This is a genomic window from Pseudomonas umsongensis (genome assembly GCF_012647205.1).
In the GTDB taxonomy this organism is placed as follows: domain Bacteria; phylum Pseudomonadota; class Gammaproteobacteria; order Pseudomonadales; family Pseudomonadaceae; genus Aquipseudomonas; species Aquipseudomonas umsongensis.
Genome location: NZ_CP051487.1, coordinates 1558684 through 1577672, shown reverse-complemented (window position 1 = coordinate 1577672; position 18989 = coordinate 1558684). Strand labels below are relative to the sequence as shown.

Annotated in this window: 22 protein-coding genes; 4 read left to right on the top strand and 18 right to left on the bottom strand. The window is 60.0% G+C overall.

Going from position 1 to position 18989, the window contains the following annotated elements; genetic code table 11:
• Positions 1 to 29: 29 nt before the first annotated feature.
• Positions 30 to 917 (top strand): dihydrodipicolinate synthase family protein, encoded by an 888-nt coding sequence (locus HGP31_RS07095; protein ID WP_020798386.1) that lies wholly within the window; start codon positions 30 to 32, stop codon positions 915 to 917.
• 132 nt (positions 918 to 1049) lie between these two features.
• Here HGP31_RS07095 and HGP31_RS07090 read toward each other — a convergent pair whose 3' ends face one another.
• From HGP31_RS07090 to HGP31_RS07080, 3 genes are all read right to left on the bottom strand, one after another.
• Positions 1050 to 1394: a YegP family protein gene (locus tag HGP31_RS07090; RefSeq protein WP_020798385.1), complete on the bottom strand. Its 345-nt coding sequence runs from the start codon at positions 1392 to 1394 to the stop codon at positions 1050 to 1052.
• 140 nt (positions 1395 to 1534) lie between these two features.
• Positions 1535 to 1834 carry a ribbon-helix-helix domain-containing protein gene (locus tag HGP31_RS07085; protein WP_020798384.1) on the bottom strand — a complete coding sequence of 100 codons (300 nt, stop codon included), beginning with the start codon at positions 1832 to 1834 and terminating at the stop codon, positions 1535 to 1537.
• A 14-nt stretch (positions 1835 to 1848) separates the two neighbouring features.
• Complete coding sequence (locus HGP31_RS07080; RefSeq protein ID WP_020798383.1) at positions 1849 to 2430, bottom strand: DJ-1/PfpI family protein; 582 nt, start codon at positions 2428 to 2430, stop codon at positions 1849 to 1851.
• 291 nt (positions 2431 to 2721) lie between these two features.
• On the opposite strand from HGP31_RS07080, the gene HGP31_RS07075 reads away from it, so the two are divergent.
• Positions 2722 to 3612, top strand: a complete 891-nt coding sequence (locus tag HGP31_RS07075) for a DMT family transporter (protein ID WP_083348375.1) — start codon at positions 2722 to 2724, stop codon at positions 3610 to 3612.
• Between the two features lie 12 nt (positions 3613 to 3624).
• Here the strand turns inward: HGP31_RS07075 and HGP31_RS07070 are convergent, their stop codons facing one another.
• The 4 genes from HGP31_RS07070 to HGP31_RS07055 form a co-directional block, all read right to left on the bottom strand.
• Positions 3625 to 4839 (bottom strand): class I SAM-dependent methyltransferase, encoded by a 1215-nt coding sequence (locus HGP31_RS07070; protein ID WP_033044469.1) that lies wholly within the window; start codon positions 4837 to 4839, stop codon positions 3625 to 3627.
• 132 nt (positions 4840 to 4971) lie between these two features.
• Entirely contained in the window at positions 4972 to 5334 is a 363-nt protein-coding gene (locus HGP31_RS07065; RefSeq protein WP_020798380.1) for a hypothetical protein, read from the bottom strand.
• Positions 5335 to 5336: 2 nt separating this feature from the next.
• Entirely contained in the window at positions 5337 to 5615 is a 279-nt protein-coding gene (locus tag HGP31_RS07060; protein WP_080725384.1) for an Ogr/Delta-like zinc finger protein, read from the bottom strand.
• Positions 5612 to 5845, bottom strand: a complete 234-nt coding sequence (locus HGP31_RS07055; protein ID WP_020798379.1) for a hypothetical protein — start codon at positions 5843 to 5845, stop codon at positions 5612 to 5614. Before HGP31_RS07055 ends, HGP31_RS07060 begins: the two co-directional genes overlap by 4 nt.
• Before the next feature lie 66 nt (positions 5846 to 5911).
• Here HGP31_RS07055 and HGP31_RS07050 point away from each other — a divergent pair, with 66 nt between their 5' ends.
• A complete protein-coding gene (locus HGP31_RS07050; protein ID WP_168757366.1) occupies positions 5912 to 6340 on the top strand; it encodes a helix-turn-helix domain-containing protein in 429 nt (142 codons plus the stop codon).
• A gap of 78 nt (positions 6341 to 6418) precedes the next feature.
• Here the strand turns inward: HGP31_RS07050 and HGP31_RS07045 are convergent, their stop codons facing one another.
• The 5 genes from HGP31_RS07045 to HGP31_RS07025 all read right to left on the bottom strand — a co-directional run bounded on the left by HGP31_RS07045 (position 6419) and on the right by HGP31_RS07025 (position 9341).
• A complete protein-coding gene (locus HGP31_RS07045; RefSeq protein WP_020798376.1) occupies positions 6419 to 6775 on the bottom strand; it encodes a putative holin in 357 nt (118 codons plus the stop codon).
• Positions 6762 to 7064, bottom strand: coding sequence for a helix-turn-helix domain-containing protein (locus HGP31_RS07040; protein ID WP_033044472.1), 303 nt, complete (start codon positions 7062 to 7064; stop codon positions 6762 to 6764). The genes HGP31_RS07045 and HGP31_RS07040 overlap by 14 nt, the downstream gene beginning before the upstream one ends.
• 135 nt (positions 7065 to 7199) lie before the next feature.
• Complete coding sequence (locus tag HGP31_RS07035) at positions 7200 to 7817, bottom strand: TPM domain-containing protein (RefSeq protein WP_033044474.1); 618 nt, start codon at positions 7815 to 7817, stop codon at positions 7200 to 7202.
• A gap of 43 nt (positions 7818 to 7860) precedes the next feature.
• A complete protein-coding gene (locus tag HGP31_RS07030) occupies positions 7861 to 8613 on the bottom strand; it encodes a TPM domain-containing protein (protein WP_083348372.1) in 753 nt (250 codons plus the stop codon).
• Between the two features lie 122 nt (positions 8614 to 8735).
• On the bottom strand, positions 8736 to 9341 hold the full coding sequence (locus tag HGP31_RS07025) for a LemA family protein (protein ID WP_020798373.1): 606 nt from the start codon (positions 9339 to 9341) through the stop codon (positions 8736 to 8738).
• 247 nt (positions 9342 to 9588) lie between these two features.
• Between HGP31_RS07025 and bglX the strand changes: the two genes are divergently transcribed.
• Positions 9589 to 11880: a beta-glucosidase BglX gene (gene bglX, locus HGP31_RS07020; protein ID WP_020798372.1), complete on the top strand. Its 2292-nt coding sequence runs from the start codon at positions 9589 to 9591 to the stop codon at positions 11878 to 11880.
• Between the two features lie 119 nt (positions 11881 to 11999).
• On the opposite strand, the gene HGP31_RS07015 is transcribed toward bglX, so the two are convergent.
• The 6 genes from HGP31_RS07015 to HGP31_RS06990 form a co-directional block, all read right to left on the bottom strand.
• On the bottom strand, positions 12000 to 13157 hold the full coding sequence (locus HGP31_RS07015) for a phospholipase D-like domain-containing protein (protein WP_020798371.1): 1158 nt from the start codon (positions 13155 to 13157) through the stop codon (positions 12000 to 12002).
• Position 13158: 1 nt separating this feature from the next.
• Positions 13159 to 13749, bottom strand: a complete 591-nt coding sequence (locus HGP31_RS07010; RefSeq protein WP_020798370.1) for a YceI family protein — start codon at positions 13747 to 13749, stop codon at positions 13159 to 13161.
• 177 nt (positions 13750 to 13926) lie between these two features.
• Positions 13927 to 14697: an IclR family transcriptional regulator gene (locus HGP31_RS07005; protein WP_020798369.1), complete on the bottom strand. Its 771-nt coding sequence runs from the start codon at positions 14695 to 14697 to the stop codon at positions 13927 to 13929.
• An 87-nt stretch (positions 14698 to 14784) separates the two neighbouring features.
• The gene (locus tag HGP31_RS07000; protein WP_168757365.1) at positions 14785 to 16227 is read right to left on the bottom strand and encodes an amidase; all 1443 of its coding nucleotides are present in this window, start codon (positions 16225 to 16227) and stop codon (positions 14785 to 14787) included.
• A gap of 2 nt (positions 16228 to 16229) precedes the next feature.
• Positions 16230 to 17540, bottom strand: a complete 1311-nt coding sequence (locus HGP31_RS06995) for a citrate-proton symporter (protein WP_168757364.1) — start codon at positions 17538 to 17540, stop codon at positions 16230 to 16232.
• A gap of 81 nt (positions 17541 to 17621) precedes the next feature.
• Positions 17622 to 18797 carry a M20 aminoacylase family protein gene (locus tag HGP31_RS06990; protein WP_020798366.1) on the bottom strand — a complete coding sequence of 392 codons (1176 nt, stop codon included), beginning with the start codon at positions 18795 to 18797 and terminating at the stop codon, positions 17622 to 17624.
• Between the last annotated feature and the right edge of the window lie 192 nt (positions 18798 to 18989).

Sequence of the window (18989 nt, the reverse complement as noted above, 5' to 3'; positions counted from 1 at the left end):
CCCAGAGCTCATTTGAACGGAGAGACACCATGCCCAGCGCAAACATTCACGGCATCATTGGCTACACCATCACCCCCTTCACCGCCAACGGCGAGGGCGTAGACCTGGAGGCGCTCGGACGCTCCATCGACCGCTTGATCGACGGCGGTGTGCATTCGATCGCACCGCTGGGCAGCACCGGCGAAGGCGCTTACCTGAGTGACGCCGAATGGGACCAGGTCGCCGAGTTCAGCATCAAGCATGTGGCCAAGCGTGTGCCGACCATCGTCAGCGTGTCTGACCTGACCACCGCCAAAGCGGTGCGTCGCGCCCGCTTCGCCGAAGCCCATGGCGCCGACGTGGTGATGGTGCTGCCGACGTCCTACTGGAAACTCAGCGAAGCGCAAATCCTCGCGCATTACCGCGCCATCGGCGACAGCATCGGCGTGCCGATCATGCTCTATAACAACCCGGCCACCAGCGGCACCGACATGTCGGTGGAGCTGATCCTGCGTATCGTCAAGGGCGTGGAAAACGTGACAATGGTCAAGGAGAGCACCGGTGACATCCAGCGCATGCATCAACTGTATCGCTTGGGCGAAGGCCAGGTACCCTTCTACAACGGTTGCAACCCCCTGGCGCTGGAAGCCTTCGCAGCCGGGGCAAAAGGCTGGTGTACAGCAGCGCCGAACCTGATCCCGCAACTCAATCTCGACCTGTACGACGCCGTGCTGGCCAACGACCTGAACAAGGCTCGTGAACTGTTCTATCGCCAGTTGCCGTTGCTGGACTTCATTCTCAAGGGTGGTTTGCCGGCGACGATCAAGGCCGGCTTACGGGCTACCGGACTGGAGGTGGGTGATCCGCGGTTGCCGGTGTTTCCGTTGGACGGAGCAGGTCTGAGCCAGTTGCAAGGCCTGCTAAAAGCCCTGCGCTGATCGCTCAGCCATACGCATAACCCCATGTGGGAGCGAGCCTGCTCGCGATGGCGGCGTGTCAGTCAACATCTTGCTGACTGTTAAACCGCATTCGCGAGCAGGCTCGCTCCCACAGGGGATTTGTGTTGAGTTTTAGAGCACCGGCAAGGTCTTGTCCTTGATCACCTTGGTCGGGCCGTTCGCCTTTACACTGGCGATGCCTTTGTCCAGCGCGGATGCAGAGGAATAGGCTTCGCTGCTGCCAATAATCTCGTGGTTGCCCGCCTTGAGGTTGAAATAAGGATGGCCATCCTTGGTAGTTTTCTTCTCGTAGCGCTCATCCAGCGGACTGTTGGCCTGGACTGACGCGATGCCTTTGTCGGCCGCGGCGCGGGTGGTGTACAACTCGCTGGTCAGAATGGTTTCGGCGTTCGCCGCCTTCAAGACGAACCTGAACTGACCGCTGCTGCTCTTGCTCACTTCGTACCATCCGGACATGTTCTTTTCTCCTTGGCGATTGAGAGGTTGCGCGCTTCAGAGTAAAGACCACCGGAACAACAAGATCAAAAGATCGCAGCCTTCGGCAGCTCCTACATCGATCCCTGTAGGAGCTGCCGAAGGCTGCGATCTTTTGATTTTCACGCCGTTCGCACCACACTCATCTGAGGAGGAGCAATCCGCCGCTGACTCAAATACCGCGTACAACTCACCCGCAGGAACGAGGCGAAATTGACCACCTCGCCACGGTAGTCCATGACCTCCTCATACAGCTTGGCAATCAGCTGATTGGTGGTCATACCGTCGCTCTCGGCGATTTCGCTGAGGATGTCCCAGAACTGATTCTCCAGCCGCAAGGTGGTGACCACCCCGCAAATGCGCAGCGAGCGGGAGCGCGATTCGTAGAGAATCGGATCGGCCTTGACGTAGAGCTCGCACATGGACGGGTCCTTTGTTACAGCGTGATTTTAGTGCCCAGCAAGCCGAGAAAACCGGCGAGCCAGCTCGGGTGGGCAGGCCAGGCCGGTGCCGTCGCCAGATTGCCTTGAACATGGCCGTCCGTCACCGGGATATCGATAAACGTACCGCCCGCCAGGCGCACTTCTGGCGCACAGGCCGGGTAAGCGCTGCACTCACGCCCCTCAAGAATCCCGGCGGCGGCCAACAATTGCGCACCGTGGCACACGGCGGCGATCGGCTTGCCGGCCTTGTCGAAATCGCGCACCAGCTCCAACACTTTTTCATTCAGGCGCAAGTACTCTGGTGCACGACCACCGGGTATCAGCACGGCGTCGTAATCCGCCGCATTGACCTTGGCGAAATCGAAGTTCAGGGCAAACAGGTGACCGGGTTTTTCGCTGTAGGTCTGGTCGCCTTCGAAGTCATGGATAGCGGTGCGCACGGTCTGGCCGGCGCTCTTGTCCGGGCAAACGGCATGCACCGTGTGACCGACCATCAGCAGGGCCTGGAACGGCACCATCACTTCATAGTCTTCGACGTAATCGCCGACCAGCATCAGAATTTTTTTCGCGGCCATGGGGAGGACTCCTCTGGGAAATGCTTGGCATGCAGGAGTATTCAAGGTAGTCCTTATCCGCAGGGGTGGGTAATAACCTGCTACTACGCCGATCACTTGGTAGGAGCTGGCGCAGGCTGCGATCTTTTGATCTTGATCTTAAAAACAAGATCAAAAGATCGCAGCCTGCGGCAGCTCCTACGTTGGGAGCTTCGCGCCCAACTGTACGGATAACTCTGCGCCCAGCTGTAACAGCGCGCTACCTTGGGTTTATGGCTAGATAACAGCATCTATTAAATTCTGGTTGCCATCATGTCCACCCGCGAAAACACCGGCATGGCCCTGGGCCTGCTCGGCGTTGTGATCTTCAGCCTTACCCTGCCCTTCACGCGCATCGTCGTGCAAGAGATGCATCCACTGCTCAATGGCCTGGGCCGGGCACTGTTTGCGGCTGTTCCCGCGGCGTTGCTGTTGTTGTGGCGGCGTGAGAAATGGCCAACCTGGAAGCAAGTCAAAGGCCTGACGCTGGTGATTGCCGGGGTGATCCTCGGTTTTCCGGTCCTATCGGCCTGGGCCATGCAAACCTTGCCGGCGTCCCATGGCGCACTGGTCAATGGCTTGCAGCCACTGTGTGTGGCGCTGTACGCCGCGTGGTTGTCCCACGAACGCCCGTCGAAAGCCTTCTGGGCCTGCGCCGCGCTGGGCAGTGCACTGGTGCTCGGTTATGCGCTGATCAGCGGGGCCGGCAGCATTCAGGCGGGCGACCTGTTGATGCTCGGCGCGATTGCGGTGGGTGGCCTGGGGTACGCCGAGGGTGGCCGATTGGCCAAGGAAATGGGCGGCTGGCAAGTGATCTGCTGGGCACTGGTGCTGTCGACCCCGCTGTTGATCGGGCCGGTGCTGTACCTTGGGTTGCAACATCAGGGCGAGATTTCGGCCAAGGCCTGGTGGGCTTTCGGCTACGTCTCGCTGTTTTCGCAATTCATCGGATTCTTTGCCTGGTATGCCGGGCTGGCCATCGGTGGCATTGCCCGGGTCAGCCAGATCCAGCTGCTGCAGATTTTCTTCACCATTGGCTTTTCCGCGCTGTTTTTTGGCGAGCACGTCGAACCGATTACGTGGCTGTTTGCTGGCGGGGTGATCCTGACCGTCGTGCTGGGACGCAAGACGGCGGTCAAGCCCGCACGCATTGTGACGGCGTAAATCGAACGGCTTTCAGAGGTAACCGTCAGCCCGCAACAGGGTTTCCAGGCAATGCTCGGTGATGTGGTAGAACGCCTTGAGTTCCTGGATCTTCGCCAACAGCTGGGCCGGATCACCCGGTTCGGCACGTTTGACCGCCAGGATCATCTTGTTCTTGTTGGTGTGGTCCAGCGAGATGAACTCGAACACCTTGGTCTCGTAACCGCAGGCTTCGAGGAACAGCGCACGCAAGCTGTCGGTGACCATTTCCGCCTGCTGTCCCAGGTGCAAGCCGTACTGCAGCATCGGCTTGAGCAATGCCGGGCTCTGGATTTGCAGGCGAATCTGTTTGTGACAGCACGGCGAACACATGATGATCGAGGCACCGGAACGAATGCCGGTGTGAATCGCATAATCCGTGGCGATGTCGCAGGCATGCAACGCGATCATCACATCCAGCTCGCTCGGTGCCACGCTGCGTACATCACCGCACTTGAAGACCAGCCCCGGGTGCTCGAGCTTTGCCGCTGCGGCGTTGCACAGGGTGACCATGTCTTCACGCAACTCGACGCCAGTCACTTGCGCCTCGGCCTTCAGGGTGTTGCGCAGATAGTCATGGATCGCAAACGTCAGGTAACCCTTGCCGGAGCCGAAGTCTGCCACGCGAACCGGGCTATCCAGGGCCAGTGGCGACGAGGTCAGCGCATGGCTGAAAACCTCGATGAACTTGTTGATCTGCTTCCACTTGCGCGACATCGCAGGGATTAATTCATGCTGCTTGTTGGTGACGCCCAGGTCGGCGAGAAACGGGCGGTTCAAATCGAGAAAGCGGTTTTTCTCACGGTTGTGCCCGGCGGATGGCACTTCACGCAATTGCTGGGGTTTGCTCTTGAACAGCGAAGACTTGCCCTTTTTGCTGTATTCGAGCTGGGCTTCATCAGTCAACGACAACAAATGCGCATTTTTGAACGATGCCGGCAACAAGTCTTTGATGAGGGCTACACCTTCGGCCAATGGCAGGTTCTTGGTGATGTCGCGGGTCTTGTATCGATAGACGAAGGACAGGCAAGCCTGCGCCTTGACCGTCACCGGCTTGATGATGATGCGCTGCAAGTCCGCTTCATCGCCAGCGTACTTGGCCAACACCAACTTGATGAAGGCGTTCTGCTCCAGGCTCGATTGCAGCAGGTCGATGAATTGGGCGTGATGGTCCGGCGCGAGGCTGGCGGGGGTGGCGGTGACGGACATGGAAAAAACGGCCTCGGGCAGAGCAAATCGGAGAATGCCCGGTATTTTAGGGGGGATGCGGGTTTTGGGCACGGGGTTATTTTTCGCAGGCCCGGTCATCCCCCCCAGACCTGCAGTGTAATGGCCGATACCTCAGGGCTCCACCAGCCGAAGTTTGCGATTGCTCGGTGAATTGATCACATGCCTGACGATCAATCCCACCGGTACGGCCCATGTCATGCCGTTGGCCGGATCAGTGATGACAGCGACGGTTTCGGAGCTGGCACCGATGTCCAGGCGTCGTCGATCGTTGCAGGACTTGAGTTCCCCATAGGCGTGGCTGACCAGCCGCTCCGCCAGGTGCATCGGCACATCAATCCCTTGCAAGTGCTTCACGGCACGACAGAACAGCACCTGGTCATCAACGACCGCATCGCTTTCATGGCGGGCCAAAAACCCCTGGGCAATGGTCAACAATTGCTCGTTCAGATCCTCGTCTTCAACGATTGCGCCCATGTTCATGACTCCACAGGCGCCGACGTCGTCGGCTCAATTGGCGCAACAGGCCGGGCGGCGTGCCGCAAATCGGGTCCGGCGAAAGGCAGGCGTACGGCAGGATTGGGCATGCCACTGGGAGAGAGCTCGTGAGTCATTTCGAACTCGGCCCGAACCGACCAGCCGCAGGCTTCCGACGTGCATTGCAAGTAGGCCACCCGCAGGAAAATATGTCGGCCCTCGCTGGTGCGGATTCGCATGCGGCTCAAGCAATGCGGGCACACCATTTTGTAAGTACTCATGCTTGGGTCCCGCTGTTCATCGGGTGGTAATCAACATAATCAAACGCAATACTGCTGCGAGCGAGGATCGCTGCAACCTGGCGCTGCAAATAACGCTTACCTGATAAAAGAAAGTGCAACGGAAAACGGTGCAATGGGCAAGAACCAAACATGTAGGAAATCACCCTGCTACCATTAGGAATTTTCGACATCACATTTATCTGACTCATAGTTGAAAATTGATTACTCATTTTAGAATACTCATTGCGCATACATTAAGCACTCAAAAAGCATGTGTCAAAAGGTAGAGGCTCAAATTGCGTAGCAAAAAATCTCAGACTGTTTTAGCCCGCCTAAAACAAATTACTGGCACAAAAAGTGATGCCTCCCTGTCTTCTGCGCTGAAAGTCAGTCCGCAAACCCTCAGCAGCTGGAAAGGTCGAGACAGTACACCGTACTCATTATGCGTAGAAATTGCCCAGACTCGCGGTATTTCACTTGACTGGTTGTTGCTTGGCGAAGGACCGATCTTGCGGCTAAGCACTGCTGGCAATGCCTTGGAACAAACCCAGGAAACAATCACACGGGAAAATACAATTCTCGCGATGTGGCGATTGCTCAATGAAGAAGATCGCAACGCCATACAACATGCCCTGGAGGAAAAACGCCGCCTGCGTGAAATGGAACTCAAACTTTCAGAGATGGCGTCTATCCTGTCGACACTTCAACAGCTGCGCGAAACATAATGTTATACGCGCTTTACTTGAAGACGCGTAAGACGGGCAATATTGCCAGGACACTTGACCATGCAGTATTAACATCCATCAGCGTCGCCCTTTAAAGCGCTCAATAATTTCGCCCAGGCCAGCACCATCGACCCACTGCATGACCTTGATGCTGATAGGAATAATGATCAGCGCGCACAGAAATGCCGTTACCCCCGCAGTCAGGAAAGGCGCCAGCGGCAGCGCAACGGGGGTAAATAGATAACCGACGCCGGCCGATAGCACCCAGGAACCGATACGCTGCCAGGCCTTGAAGTCAACGCGAGTGGAAGTGACCAGCCACGCCCCAAGCGAAGCACCAAATAGCGCTTCGCCATCAATCGCGGGCAGCGTCGCGATGCCCAACCCCAACAGGAGCCCACTGATGCTGTTGTAAGCCGAATCAGTCCAGTTCATGGAGACCTCGCTCATCGACGTCGTCGATGACAATAACTCCCGACTCTATGGCTTTGAGCAAGGCGGCATGACGGGACCTGACAGCAAACTTTCGGCGAATGTTGAAAAAGTGAAAATTTATCGTGGTGGGTGAGCAATTCTGGATCCTGGCAATCTCCCAGGAAGTCTTGCCCTTGTAACACCATATTAAGGCTTGTATTTCTTTCGCTGTCAGATGGACCGGCGATACATCTCTCCCGCCTTTGGGGGCGGCACCGGCAAAAGAGTCGAGCGGTAGATACGTTGACATAAACACTCCCTCTGCGTCAGAACACCCATCACAGGGCGTTCGCTATTGGAGGGAGATGTTGAAGACTGAACAGTAGCCAAACAACTTGCCGCAGTTGTACCGGCAAGCATTACAAAAGTGTTCGCATAACCAGCCCTAGCCGAGCACGACCAGTCGATTTGGCAGCTCGTTACGCTCATGCGTCACCGGAACATGCACCCTGAGCAACTCGCCGCATGCCTCGACGCAGGTGACAAAGCCCTGCAACGTCTGGCCCTGGCGCACCTGCCGGGTAAACGCCGCGACAATCGCATCCCAATGGCTGTTGTCCAGCCGACTGGAAATACCTTCATCCACCAGGATTTCCACATAGCGCTCGGCTTCAGAGACAAAAATCAGGATTCCGGTACTGCCCGCCGTGTGGTGCAGGTTCTGTTCCAGGAATTGCCGGCGCGCCAGGTTCGAGGCGCGCCAGTGACGCACCGAACGTGGAACCAGGTACGTGGTGATTTTCGGTATGCGCAATACCAGGCACAGCACGATGAAGGTGATCCATTGCACCAGCAGCAGGCTGTGCAAGGTCAGCCAACCGGTCAGGTAATGCACGATCCCCGGCAGCACCAGTGCCAGCAGGCTGGCCCAGAGCAGCGGGATGTACACATAATCGTCGGCGCGGGCCGCGAGTACGGTGACCAGTTCGGCGTCGGTATCGCGCTCGACCCGGGCAATCGCCTCGGCGACCTTGCGTTGTTCGTGTTCAGTCAGTAATGCCATGTCGTTGAATGCCTGCTCGCTATTGTTTTTTTTTGCTGTGTCATCACCAGCCGCCCGACGAACCGCCGCCACCGAAACTGCCCCCTCCACCACTGAAGCCTCCACCGCCACCGCCGCCGAAACCGCCGCCACCAAAACCGCCACCGGAACCACCGGAGCCGCCGCGACCGGCCGGAAGGATACCGAGCATTTGGAAAACGAATACTGTCAGGATGAACAACAACACCAGGAATACGAACAGCCCCGGATGCCGCGACATGAAATCATCGCCCGGATCGCCGCTGGACTCGTACACAGTCGAGGGTTCGTCCAGGGGATTGCCGCCCAGTACCACCAGCATCGCTGCCACCCCGTCGCTGATGCCTTTGCTGTAATTGCCGGCCTTGAACGCCGGGGTGATGACCTGATGGATGATCACCGAACTCTGGGCGTCCGTCAGGCGATCTTCCAGGCCATAACCGACTTCGATGCGCAGTTTGCGCTCATCACGGGCAACAATCAGCAGTGCGCCGTTGTTCTTGTCTTTCTGGCCGATCCCCCAGTAACGGCCCAGTTGATAGCCGAAGTCGGCGATGTCGGTGCCCTGCAAGTCCGGCAAAGTCACGACCACAAGCTGCTCACCGGTGGCTTTTTCATGGGCCTGAAGCTGTTGCGTCAACTGCTCGCGCACCGAAGGCTCGATCATCTCGGCGTTGTCGACCACCCGCCCGGTCAGCTCCGGGAACTTCAATTGGGCCTGGACCGCCAGGGCAAACACCCATAGCAATAGCACCAGGCCGATCTTCAACGCTCGCATTGGCAACCTCATCGATCCAACCGTAGGAGCTGCCGCAGGCTGCGATCTTTTGATCTTGATCTTTCGAAGCAAAGTCAAAAGATCGCAGCCTGCGGCAGCTCCTACAGGGTTATTCATCCAGATCAGAATTTGACTTCCGGCGGCTTTTCCGACCCCGGCGTGGCCTCGAAGGTCTCGCGTTCCGGCAGACTGCTGTACAGCACGCTGTGCCACAGGCGACCGGGGAACGTGCGGATCTCGGTGTTGTATTTCTGCACCGCCAGGATGAAATCGCGCCGGGCCACGCTGATCCGGTTCTCGGTGCCTTCAAGCTGCGATTGCAAGGCCAGGAAGTTCTGGTTGGCCTTCAGGTCCGGATAGCGCTCGGACACCACCATCAGGCGGCTCAAGGCACCACTGAGTTGATCCTGGGCCTGTTGGTACTGCTTGAGCTTTTCCGGGTTGTCGAGTGTGGAGGCATCGACCTGGATCGAGGTGGCCTTGGCCCTGGCTTCGATCACGGCCGTCAGGGTTTCCTTCTCATGCGCGGCGTAGCCCTTCACGGTTTCCACCAGGTTGGGAATCAGGTCGGCACGGCGCTGATACTGGTTCTGCACCTGGCCCCAGGCCGCCTTGGCCTGTTCATCGAGGGTCGGTATGTTGTTGATGCCGCAGGCGGTCAGCAACGTGGCCAGCATGAGCAAGGTGGCGACCTGCAGCCTCGACCGGTAGGACTGTCGAACATTCATCAGGGTGGTACTCCCTTCATATTTCATGGAAAAAACAACCGGCGACCCTCTCGGCCGGCTCTTGGGGCATAATCGGCCGCGCCACTGGATTGCATCCGGGCAATGGGCTAAAAGATGCCCTGCGCAAAAAACGCATCGGGTATTCGGCTGCCGCTTTTCCAGGCTGCCCCCGAACAACAATAGTCGCTCCCTAAATTTTGGCTGGCCGGCATTTACATCGCCGCTTGGGCCCTTGAGAAAACTATTCATGAAGAAGCTGTGTTTGCTGGGCCTGTTCGTCAGCCTGGCCAGTCATGACGCACTGGCCGCCACGACGCCCGCACCCCTGGAGAACAAGGACGCTTTCGTCAGTAACCTGATGAAGCAGATGACCCTCGATGAAAAAATCGGCCAGTTGCGCCTGATCAGCATCGGCCCGGAAATGCCCCGGGAGCTGATTCGCAAGGAAATCGCGGCAGGCAACATCGGCGGTACGTTCAACTCGATCACCCGCCCGGAAAACCGTCCGATGCAGGACGCGGCCATGCGCAGCCGCCTGAAGATCCCGATGTTCTTCGCCTACGACGTGATCCACGGCCACCGCACCATTTTCCCGATCCCGCTGGCCCTGGCCTCGAGCTGGGACATGGACGCCATCGGCCTGTCCGGGCGCATTGCCGCCAAGGAAGCCGCGGCCGATAGCCTCGACATCACCTTCGCGCCCATGGTCGACATCTCCCGCGACCCGCGCTGGGGCCGCACTTCCGAAGGCTTCGGCGAGGACACTTACCTGGTGTCACGCATTGCCGGGGTGATGGTCAAGGCGTTCCAGGGCACGGGCGCGAACGCTGCCGACAGCATCATGGCCAGCGTCAAGCACTTCGCCCTGTATGGCGCAGTCGAAGGCGGTCGCGACTACAACGTGGTCGACATGAGCCCGGTCAAGATGTACCAGGACTACCTGCCGCCTTACCGCGCCGCGATTGACGCCGGCGCTGGCGGGGTCATGGTCGCGCTGAACTCGGTCAATGGCGTGCCGGCCACCGCCAACACCTGGTTGATGAACGACCTGTTGCGCAAGGAATGGGGCTTCAAGGGCCTGGCGGTCAGCGATCACGGAGCGATTTTCGAGCTGATCAAGCATGGTGTCGCTCGCGATGGTCGTGAGGCGGCGAAGCTGGCGATCAAGGCCGGCATCCACATGAGCATGAACGACACCCTGTACGGCAAGGAACTGCCGGGGCTGCTCAAGGCCGGCGAGATCCAGCAGAGCGACATCGACAACGCCGTGCGTGCGGTGCTGGACGCCAAGTACGACATGGGCCTGTTCAAGGACCCGTACCTGCGCATCGGCAAGGCCGAGGACGATCCGGCCGACACCTACGCCGACAGCCGCCTGCACCGTGCCGAGGCCCGAGATGTGGCCCGTCGCAGCCTGGTGTTGCTGAAGAACCAGAACGAAACCCTGCCGCTGAAGAAAACCGCGAAAATCGCCCTGGTCGGCCCGCTCGCCAAGGCGCCGATCGACATGATGGGCAGTTGGGCCGCCGCCGGTCGCCCTGCGCAATCGGTGACCCTGTTCGACGGCATGACTAACGCCCTGGGTGATAAATCGACACTGATCTACGCCCGTGGCGCCAACATCACCAGCGATCCGAAAATCCTCGGCTACCTGAACTTCCTGAACTTTGACGCGCCGGAAGTGGTGGATGACCCGCGTCCGACCAATGTGCTGATCGACGAAGCGGTGAAAGCCGCCAAGGATGCCGATGTTGTCGTTGCCGCCGTCGGCGAGTCCCGTGGCATGTCCCACGAATCGTCGAGCCGCACCGACCTGAACATCCCGGAAAATCAGCGCGAGCTGATCCGTGCCCTGAAGGCCACCGGCAAACCACTGGTGCTGGTGCTGATGAACGGCCGCCCGCTGTCGATTCTTGAAGAGAAGGAACAGGCTGACGCGATCCTGGAAACCTGGTTCAGCGGCACCGAGGGCGGCAACGCCATCGCCGACGTGTTGTTCGGCGACTACAACCCGTCGGGCAAACTGCCGATCACCATCCCGCGCTCGGTAGGCCAGATTCCGACCTACTACAATCACCTGACCATTGGCCGGCCGTTCACCCCGGGCAAACCGGGCAATTACACCTCGCAATATTTCGATGACACCACCGGGCCCCTTTACCCGTTCGGCTACGGCCTGAGCTACACCGATTTCAGCCTGTCGGATATGGCGCTGTCGTCGACCACCTTGAACAAGACCGGCAAGCTCGACGCCAGCATCACGGTGAAAAACACCGGCAAGCGTGACGGTGAAACCGTGGTGCAGCTGTATATCCAGGACGAGACCGGTTCGATGATCCGCCCGATCAAGGAGCTGAAGAACTTCCAGAAAGTCATGCTCAAGGCCGGTGAACAGAAAGTCGTGCACTTCACCATCACCGAGGATGACCTGAAGTTTTACAACACCCAGCTCAAGTACGCAGCGGAGCCGGGCAAGTTCAACGTGCAGATCGGCCTGGACTCCCAGGACGTGACGCAGCAGAGCTTCGAATTGCTCTAACCCCCGTGTACTGATCGTTCCCACGCTCTGCGTGGGAATGCCTCAAGGGACGCTCCGCGTCCAGTGACGCGGAGCGTCACGGGCTGCATTCCCACGCAGAGCGTGGGAACGATCGGGATCTACCCCCGTCGATCCAGCAGATTCACCACCAGCCGGTCCACCCACCCCCAAGCCCGCTGCTTGATCCGCTTCCACAGCGGTCGGCGTTGCCATGCCTCCAGGCTGACTTCCTGGCTTAGCGAGAAGTCCTTCACAAAGCTCGCCACCACGTCACGGGTCAATCCAGGGTCCAGCGCTTCAAGATTGGCTTCCAGGTTGAAACGCAAATTCCAGTGGTCGAAATTGCACGAGCCGATGCTCACCCAGTCATCGATCAGGACCATTTTCAGATGCAGGAAACACGGCTGGTACTCGAAAATCTTCACCCCGGACTTGAGCAGTCGCGGGTAGTAGCGATGCCCGGCGTACCGCACCGACGGGTGATCGGTGCGTGGCCCGGTCAACAGCAGCCGCACATCGACCCCGCGGGAGGCCGCGCGGCGCAGTGAACGGCGGACTTTCCAGGTCGGCAGGAAATACGGGGTCGCCAGCCAGATCCGCTTCTGCCCGCTGTTCAATGCACGAATCAGCGATTGCAGGATGTCTCGGTGCTGGCGGGCGTCGGCATAGGCGACCCGGCCCATGCCCTCGCCCATGGCCGGCACACGGGGCAAGCGCGGAAGACCGAAATGCGAGGCCGGTCGCCAGGCGCGACGATGGCGGTTGGCGATCCATTGGCGATCGAACAGCAATTGCCAGTCGAGCACCAGCGGGCCGGTTATTTCCACCATCACCTCGTGCCACTCGCTGACGTCCTCGTTTGGCGTCCAGAACTCGTCGGTTACACCGGTACCGCCGACCACGGCCATGCTCTGGTCCACCAGCAGCAGCTTGCGGTGATCGCGGTAGAAATTGCCAACCCAGCGCCGCCAGCTCAAGCGATTGTAGAAGCGCAGTTCGACGCCGGCGGCCATGAGTCGATGGCGCAGGGTCAGGGTAAAGGCGAGGCTGCCGTAATCATCGAACAGGCAGCGCACCCGCACACCGCGTTCGGCGGCCTGGACCAGTGCCTGGACCATGGCTTCGGCGCAAGCGCCCGCCTCCACCAGGTACAGTTCCAGCTCGACCTGTTCTTCGGCGCGGGCAATCGCCACCAGCATGCGTGGGAAGAATTGCGGGCCATCGACCAGCAACTCGAAGCGATTGCCTTCACGCCAGGGAAAGATCGGGCCGGCCATGTCAACGCGCCGTGAAGATCAGTACCGCACCCACCGGCACCGACAGACTGATGGCTGACAGGTCGGCAACCTTGCGCAGCGCTTCCAGGCCCGGCGCCAGATCGAAGTCCTGGGCATTGATCACCACCGGCTCCAGCGTCACCACCTGGAAACGCCGGTCATCGAGCCGGGTAGCCAGCAGTTCGGCGTTGTAGGTGTGTTGCTTGCCGTGCAAGTCAACGGTCAGCGGCAGGCGCAATTCCAGTTGCGCACCGGGCGCGAGATCGTTGATCGGCCGCAGATCGATTTGCGTGGTGATCAGCGCTTCGGCAAAGGTCTGGATTTCGAACAGCTCCTTGCGCATGCGTTCGTCGCGCAGGGGAATGCCGCTGTTGACCGATTCGAGCTCGACTTCTACCTCGGCCTTGCCGTTGGGATCGACTTTGCCGTGTAACACCAAAAAGCGCTGCACTTCGGAAACATTGGCGTTTTTGGTGCTGACGAACGACAGCCGCGAGGATTCGCCGTCCAGATACCAGTTAGCCTGGGCCGACAGCGAAGCGCCGGCCAATAGCAGGCAGGCGAGGGTTTGGGTGACAGACCGCTTGAACATAAAAACTCGTGGGGGCAGATAAACCTGTGCTGAACCTTAACTGCCCACGAGCCAATTGCAAACTTGTAGGAGCGAGCATGCTCGCGATGGACTCAAGAGCACCACGTTTATCCTGCAACCCCGCGTTATCGTTAACGACCATCGCGAGCAGGCTCGCTCCTACAGGTTAGGCGTCAATCAAGCCATCGCCTGCTGCACATCGCCAATCGTGGCCGCCAGGCTATTGAGGTGCAGGCTCAACACCCGCTCCACCGGCGCCTGGTCCATCGGCCAGTGCAACGCCATGCTGCCGACCAGCCGACCATCGGTGTGAATCGGCAAGGCCACCGCACGAATCAGGAAGGGCAGGCGCACCGGGTATTCCCAGTAGCCTTCGGTGCGCTGGCCGAAACCTTGCTGCAATGCCTGTTCGGTGGCGCTGAACAGAGATTCGTCGCTCACCCGTTCACGCTCGGCCAGGCGCTCTACCTCATGACGTTCCAGTTCACCGAGGCAGGCCCGTCCCATGGCCGAATGAAACAGGCTGGCATGCTGGCCGACGATCTGGCAGTTGTTCGGATAGCGTTTGCGCAGCACCGAGGGGATCGCACTTTCCATCACCTCCACCCGTTCGCCATCGAAGCACGACAGGTCCGCCACCAAGCCGGTGCGTTCGCATAACTCCAGCAACAGCGGCGCGGCGCTTTCCACCAGCCGCCGCTTGAAGCGTTGCCGACTGTCACCGAACAGGCGCTTGGCACACAAACGGTAGCGCCGGTCGCTCAAGCCGCGATAGATCCAGCCCTGCTCCTGCAACGTCAGCAACATGCGCGACACCGTGGCCTTGGGCAGGCGGGTCAAATAGTGCAACTCCTCCAGGCCCAATGCCTGATGCTCACCCAGCAACTCGACGATCGCCAAAGCGCGCTCGACGGAACGTACGCTGCCGGTTTCTGCCTTGTTTTCCATGGATTCGATATCCCTAAGCCCGGATCGGATGATCGCTGCTCTCTTTTTATTAAAAAGCACAGCAAGATGCGGGCCTGCCCGAAGGTTCTACGCAGTTTGCAGACAACCGGGTGGCCGACGCGTAACCCATTGCGTTAGCTGCTCATGGGCGTAAGCCAGCTGCAAAACCGCAAGGTCAGCCTGGGCCGGGCCAATGATTTGCAGGCCCATCGGCAGTCCGGCCGGGTTGAATCCCACCGGCACGTTCATGCTTGGCAAACCTGCCAGGGTCGGACCTATCACCACTTCCATCCAGCGGTGATAGGTGTCCATATCTTGCCCGCCGACCACCCGCGGCCAAGGGGTTTGTGCATCAAAAGGGAACACTTGGGCGGTGGGCAGCAGCAGGAAATCGTAACGTTCGAACAATTCGTTCAAGGCGCGATACCACTCGCTGCGGCTGACCGAGGCTTGATAGACATCGGCCGCAGTCAGGCGCAGGCCACCCTCGATTTCCCACTGGGCTTCGGGCTTGAGTTGTTCGCGCTTGCGCGGGTCGGCATACAACGCGCCGAGACTGCCGTGCACCAGCCAGTGACGGTGCACCAACCAAGTCTGCCACAGGCGTTCCATGGAGAAATCCGGCTGACAGGCTTCGACCTTGCAGCCCAGGCTCGCAAAGTCCTGCAGCGCCGACTCGCACAGGCTCATTACGCCAGGCTCCATCGGCAGATAACCGTTGTAGTCGCCCAGCCAACCCACGCGGACCTCGCCGAAGTCTCGCGCAAGCGACTGATGGAAAACCTGCGGGCACTGAGTCAATGACAATGGCACGCGAGGGTCGTACCCGGCCTGGGTCCCGAGCAAACGCGCGACATCGGTGACGGTGCGGCCCATCGGCCCCTCGGTGGCCAGTTGCTGGACAAACACCTCCGGCTGCGGGCCATGCGGCACGCGGCCCTGGGACGGACGCAAACCAAACACGTTATTGAACGCCGCCGGATTGCGCAGCGAGCCCATCATGTCACTGCCGTCGGCTACCGGCAGCATGCGCAACGCCAGCGCCACCGCCGCCCCGCCGCTGCTGCCACCGGCAATCAACGACGGGTCGTAGGCATTGGTGGTGGTGCCGAACACGCTGTTGTAGGTCTGCGAGCCGAGGCCGAATTCCGGCACGTTAGACTTGCCGATGATGATCGCGCCGCAATCACGAACCCGCGCCACACTGATGGCGTCGTGCTGTGGAATGTGTTCGGCGAACAGCGTTGATCCCATGCTCGTGCGCAACCCGGCGGTGGCCGCCAGGTCCTTCACCGCTTGCGGCATACCGTGCATCCAGCCCCGGGACTGGCCCTGGTCCAGTTGTCGGTCGCAGGCGTCGGCCTCTGCCAGCAGCTCCTCGGCAGGTCGCAGCGACACCAGCGCATTGACCTGCGGATTGAAGCGCTCGATCTGCGCCAGATAGGCCTGCATCACTTCACGGCAGGACACCTCGCGAGCGTGGATGGCCTGGGACAATGCATCGGCGTCCATTTCAACAATCGGATTCATGTTCAAGGTTTCACCCCAAGTTCAAGTGCAACGGATCGCTTTGCCCGTGGTGCTTCCTGCATGCAGTAAGTGCCCAACAGCGTCAGCACGCAAGCGAACAACACGTAGAACGAAGGCGCCACCGGTGTCGCCAACACTTTGCTCAGCCAGGTGACGATCAGCGGAGCAAAACCGCCGAACACCATGACCGCAACGTTATAGGCCACCGACACGCCAGTGGAGCGCACTTCAATCGGAAACTGCTCGGCCAGCGCCGTCGGTGCCGGACCAAAGAAGCCGCCAATCGAACTGCACAACAACAGTTGCATCACCAGCAAGCGCTCCACCGAGGGCGCCGCCGCGACCCACACGTACAGCGGATACACCATCAGGAAAAATGCCAGGGTGAAAGCCATCAACACCGGACGGCGACCAAGACGGTCCGACAATGCGCCAGACAGCGGAATCACCACGGTCATCACCGCCACCGCGAGCATTTGCACCAGCAGCACCTGATCCAGCGGCAAGCCGAGGTTTTTGTGGGCGAAGGTCGGCATGTTCACCAGCACCACGTAGAACGACACCGTCGCGCCGCACGCCAGGCCCATCGACACCAGGATGGCGCGACGATGTTCGCGGATCACTTGCAGCAAACCCGGGCTCGCGCCTTTGGCTTGTTTGCGTGCCTCGAGGAATTCTTCCGGTTCCTCCATGTGCTTGCGAATCCACAGGCCGACCGGCCCGATCAACAGGCCGATCATGAACGGAATCCTCCAGCCCCAGCTGTCCAGGGCTTCGGGGGTCAGCAGATGGGTGAACAACGCCACCATCCCTGCCCCGGAAAACACCGCCAGGCATTGCCCCACCAACTGCCACGAACCGTACAACCCCTTGCGGTGCGCTGGCGCGCTTTCCACCAGGAACGCCGTGGCACTGGCGTATTCGCCGCCGGTGGCAAAACCCTGGAGCATCCGCGCCACTACGATCAACAACGGGGCGCCCATGCCGATAGCGGCGTAGTTCGGCGCGAAGGCGATCAGCGCGATCGACACGGTCATCAAGCGGATAATCATCTGCATCGCCGCCTTGCGGCCTTTGCGGTCCGAATACATGCCTAGCAGGATGCCGCCCACGGGGCGCATGAAAAACCCGACGCCGAACGTCGCCAGGGCCATCAGTAACGACGCATATTCGTCTTCGGACGGAAAAAACTGTCGGGCAATGATGCTCGCCAGAAAGCCGTAAACAATGAAGTCATACCATTCCAGCGCGTTGCCGATCACGGCAGCGACCACCTGCCGGGTGCGCGAAACACCTGTGCTCGAAGTGTGCATGGGGAACTCTCCAATAACCTGTTGGGTGATGCCGGGCGCGACTCGACGCGCCCGGTCCAGCGGCAGTAGAAAGTGAAAGGGTCAGGCCGGCTTGAGCCAGCTCTCGGTCAGCGCGCCCCAATACGCAGCCCCGGTCAGCAGGATGTCGTCGTTGAAGTCGTAGGCGGGGTTGTGCACCATCGGCCGCGACACGCCGTTGCCGATGAACAGGTAGGCGCCGGGGCAGCGTTGCAGCATCCAGGCGAAGTCCTCGCTGCCCATCAGTTTTGGGGTGTTGCCATCGACGGCATCGGTACCGACCAGCTCGACGCCGACTTGCCGGGCGAATTCGGTTTCGGCGGCGTGGTTGACCAGTACCGGGTAAGCCGGACGGTGTTCGATTTTCGAACTGCAACCGAAGCTTTGCGCCTGGGATTGGATGATCGCGCGCACTCGGTCGAGGGTCTGCTCACGCACCTGGGCGTTCAGCGCGCGCAGGCTCAGGCGCAGGATCGCCTGCTGGGGGATGACGTTGGCCGCCTCCCCGGCTTGCAATGCACCGACCGTCACCACCGCCGCCTGCTGCGCATCGATGTTGCGCGCGACCACGGTTTGCAGGGCCATGACCACGCTGGCCGCCGCCACCAATGGGTCGACCGCCAGATGCGGCATTGAGCCGTGCCCGCCGACGCCTTCGAGGGTCACGGTGAGCAAATCCTGCGAAGCCATCATCGGCCCTTCGCGAAACCCCAGGTGCCCCGCTGGCAAGCCCGGCATGTTGTGCATGCCGAACAGTGCGTCGCAAGGGAAACGTTCGAGCAGGCCATCGGCGAGCATCGCTTCGGCGCCGCCCTGGCCTTCTTCGGCTGGCTGGAATATCAGGGTCAGCGTGCCATCGAACTGGCGAGTCGCCGCCAGATAGCGCGCCGCGCCCAACAACATCGCGGTGTGTCCATCGTGTCCACAGGCATGCATGCAGCCCTGATGCCGGCTGCTGTAGGCCGCCCCGGTGTTCTCGATGATCGGCAGTGCATCCATGTCGGCCCGTATCCCCAACTTGCGCGGGCTGCTGCCGTTGCGCAGGACGCCGACTACGCCGGTCTTGCCGATACCTGTGTGAACCTCGTAGCCCCATTCTTCGAGAGACCTGGCGACCAGCGCCGAGGTGCGACTTTCCTCGAAACCGAGTTCCGGATGGGCGTGGATATCCTGTCGGGTGGCATGCAGGTCGCTGGCGACGTCGTTGAGCCAGGCAAGGATGTGCTGATGTCGGGTCATGTCGAATGTCCTCGGGCCGGGTGTATTCCCGTTCTTTTTGTTCGCTGTGATTGCGCGACGTATCAACGGCAGGTCGCGTTCGCCACCAGATAACCGCGAGTCGCGCGCGAGGACAATCGAATGTGGTTCCACTGGATGGAACCTGGGTGGCCGATCAATTGAAATTCGCCCAATACCCTGTGGGAGCGAGCC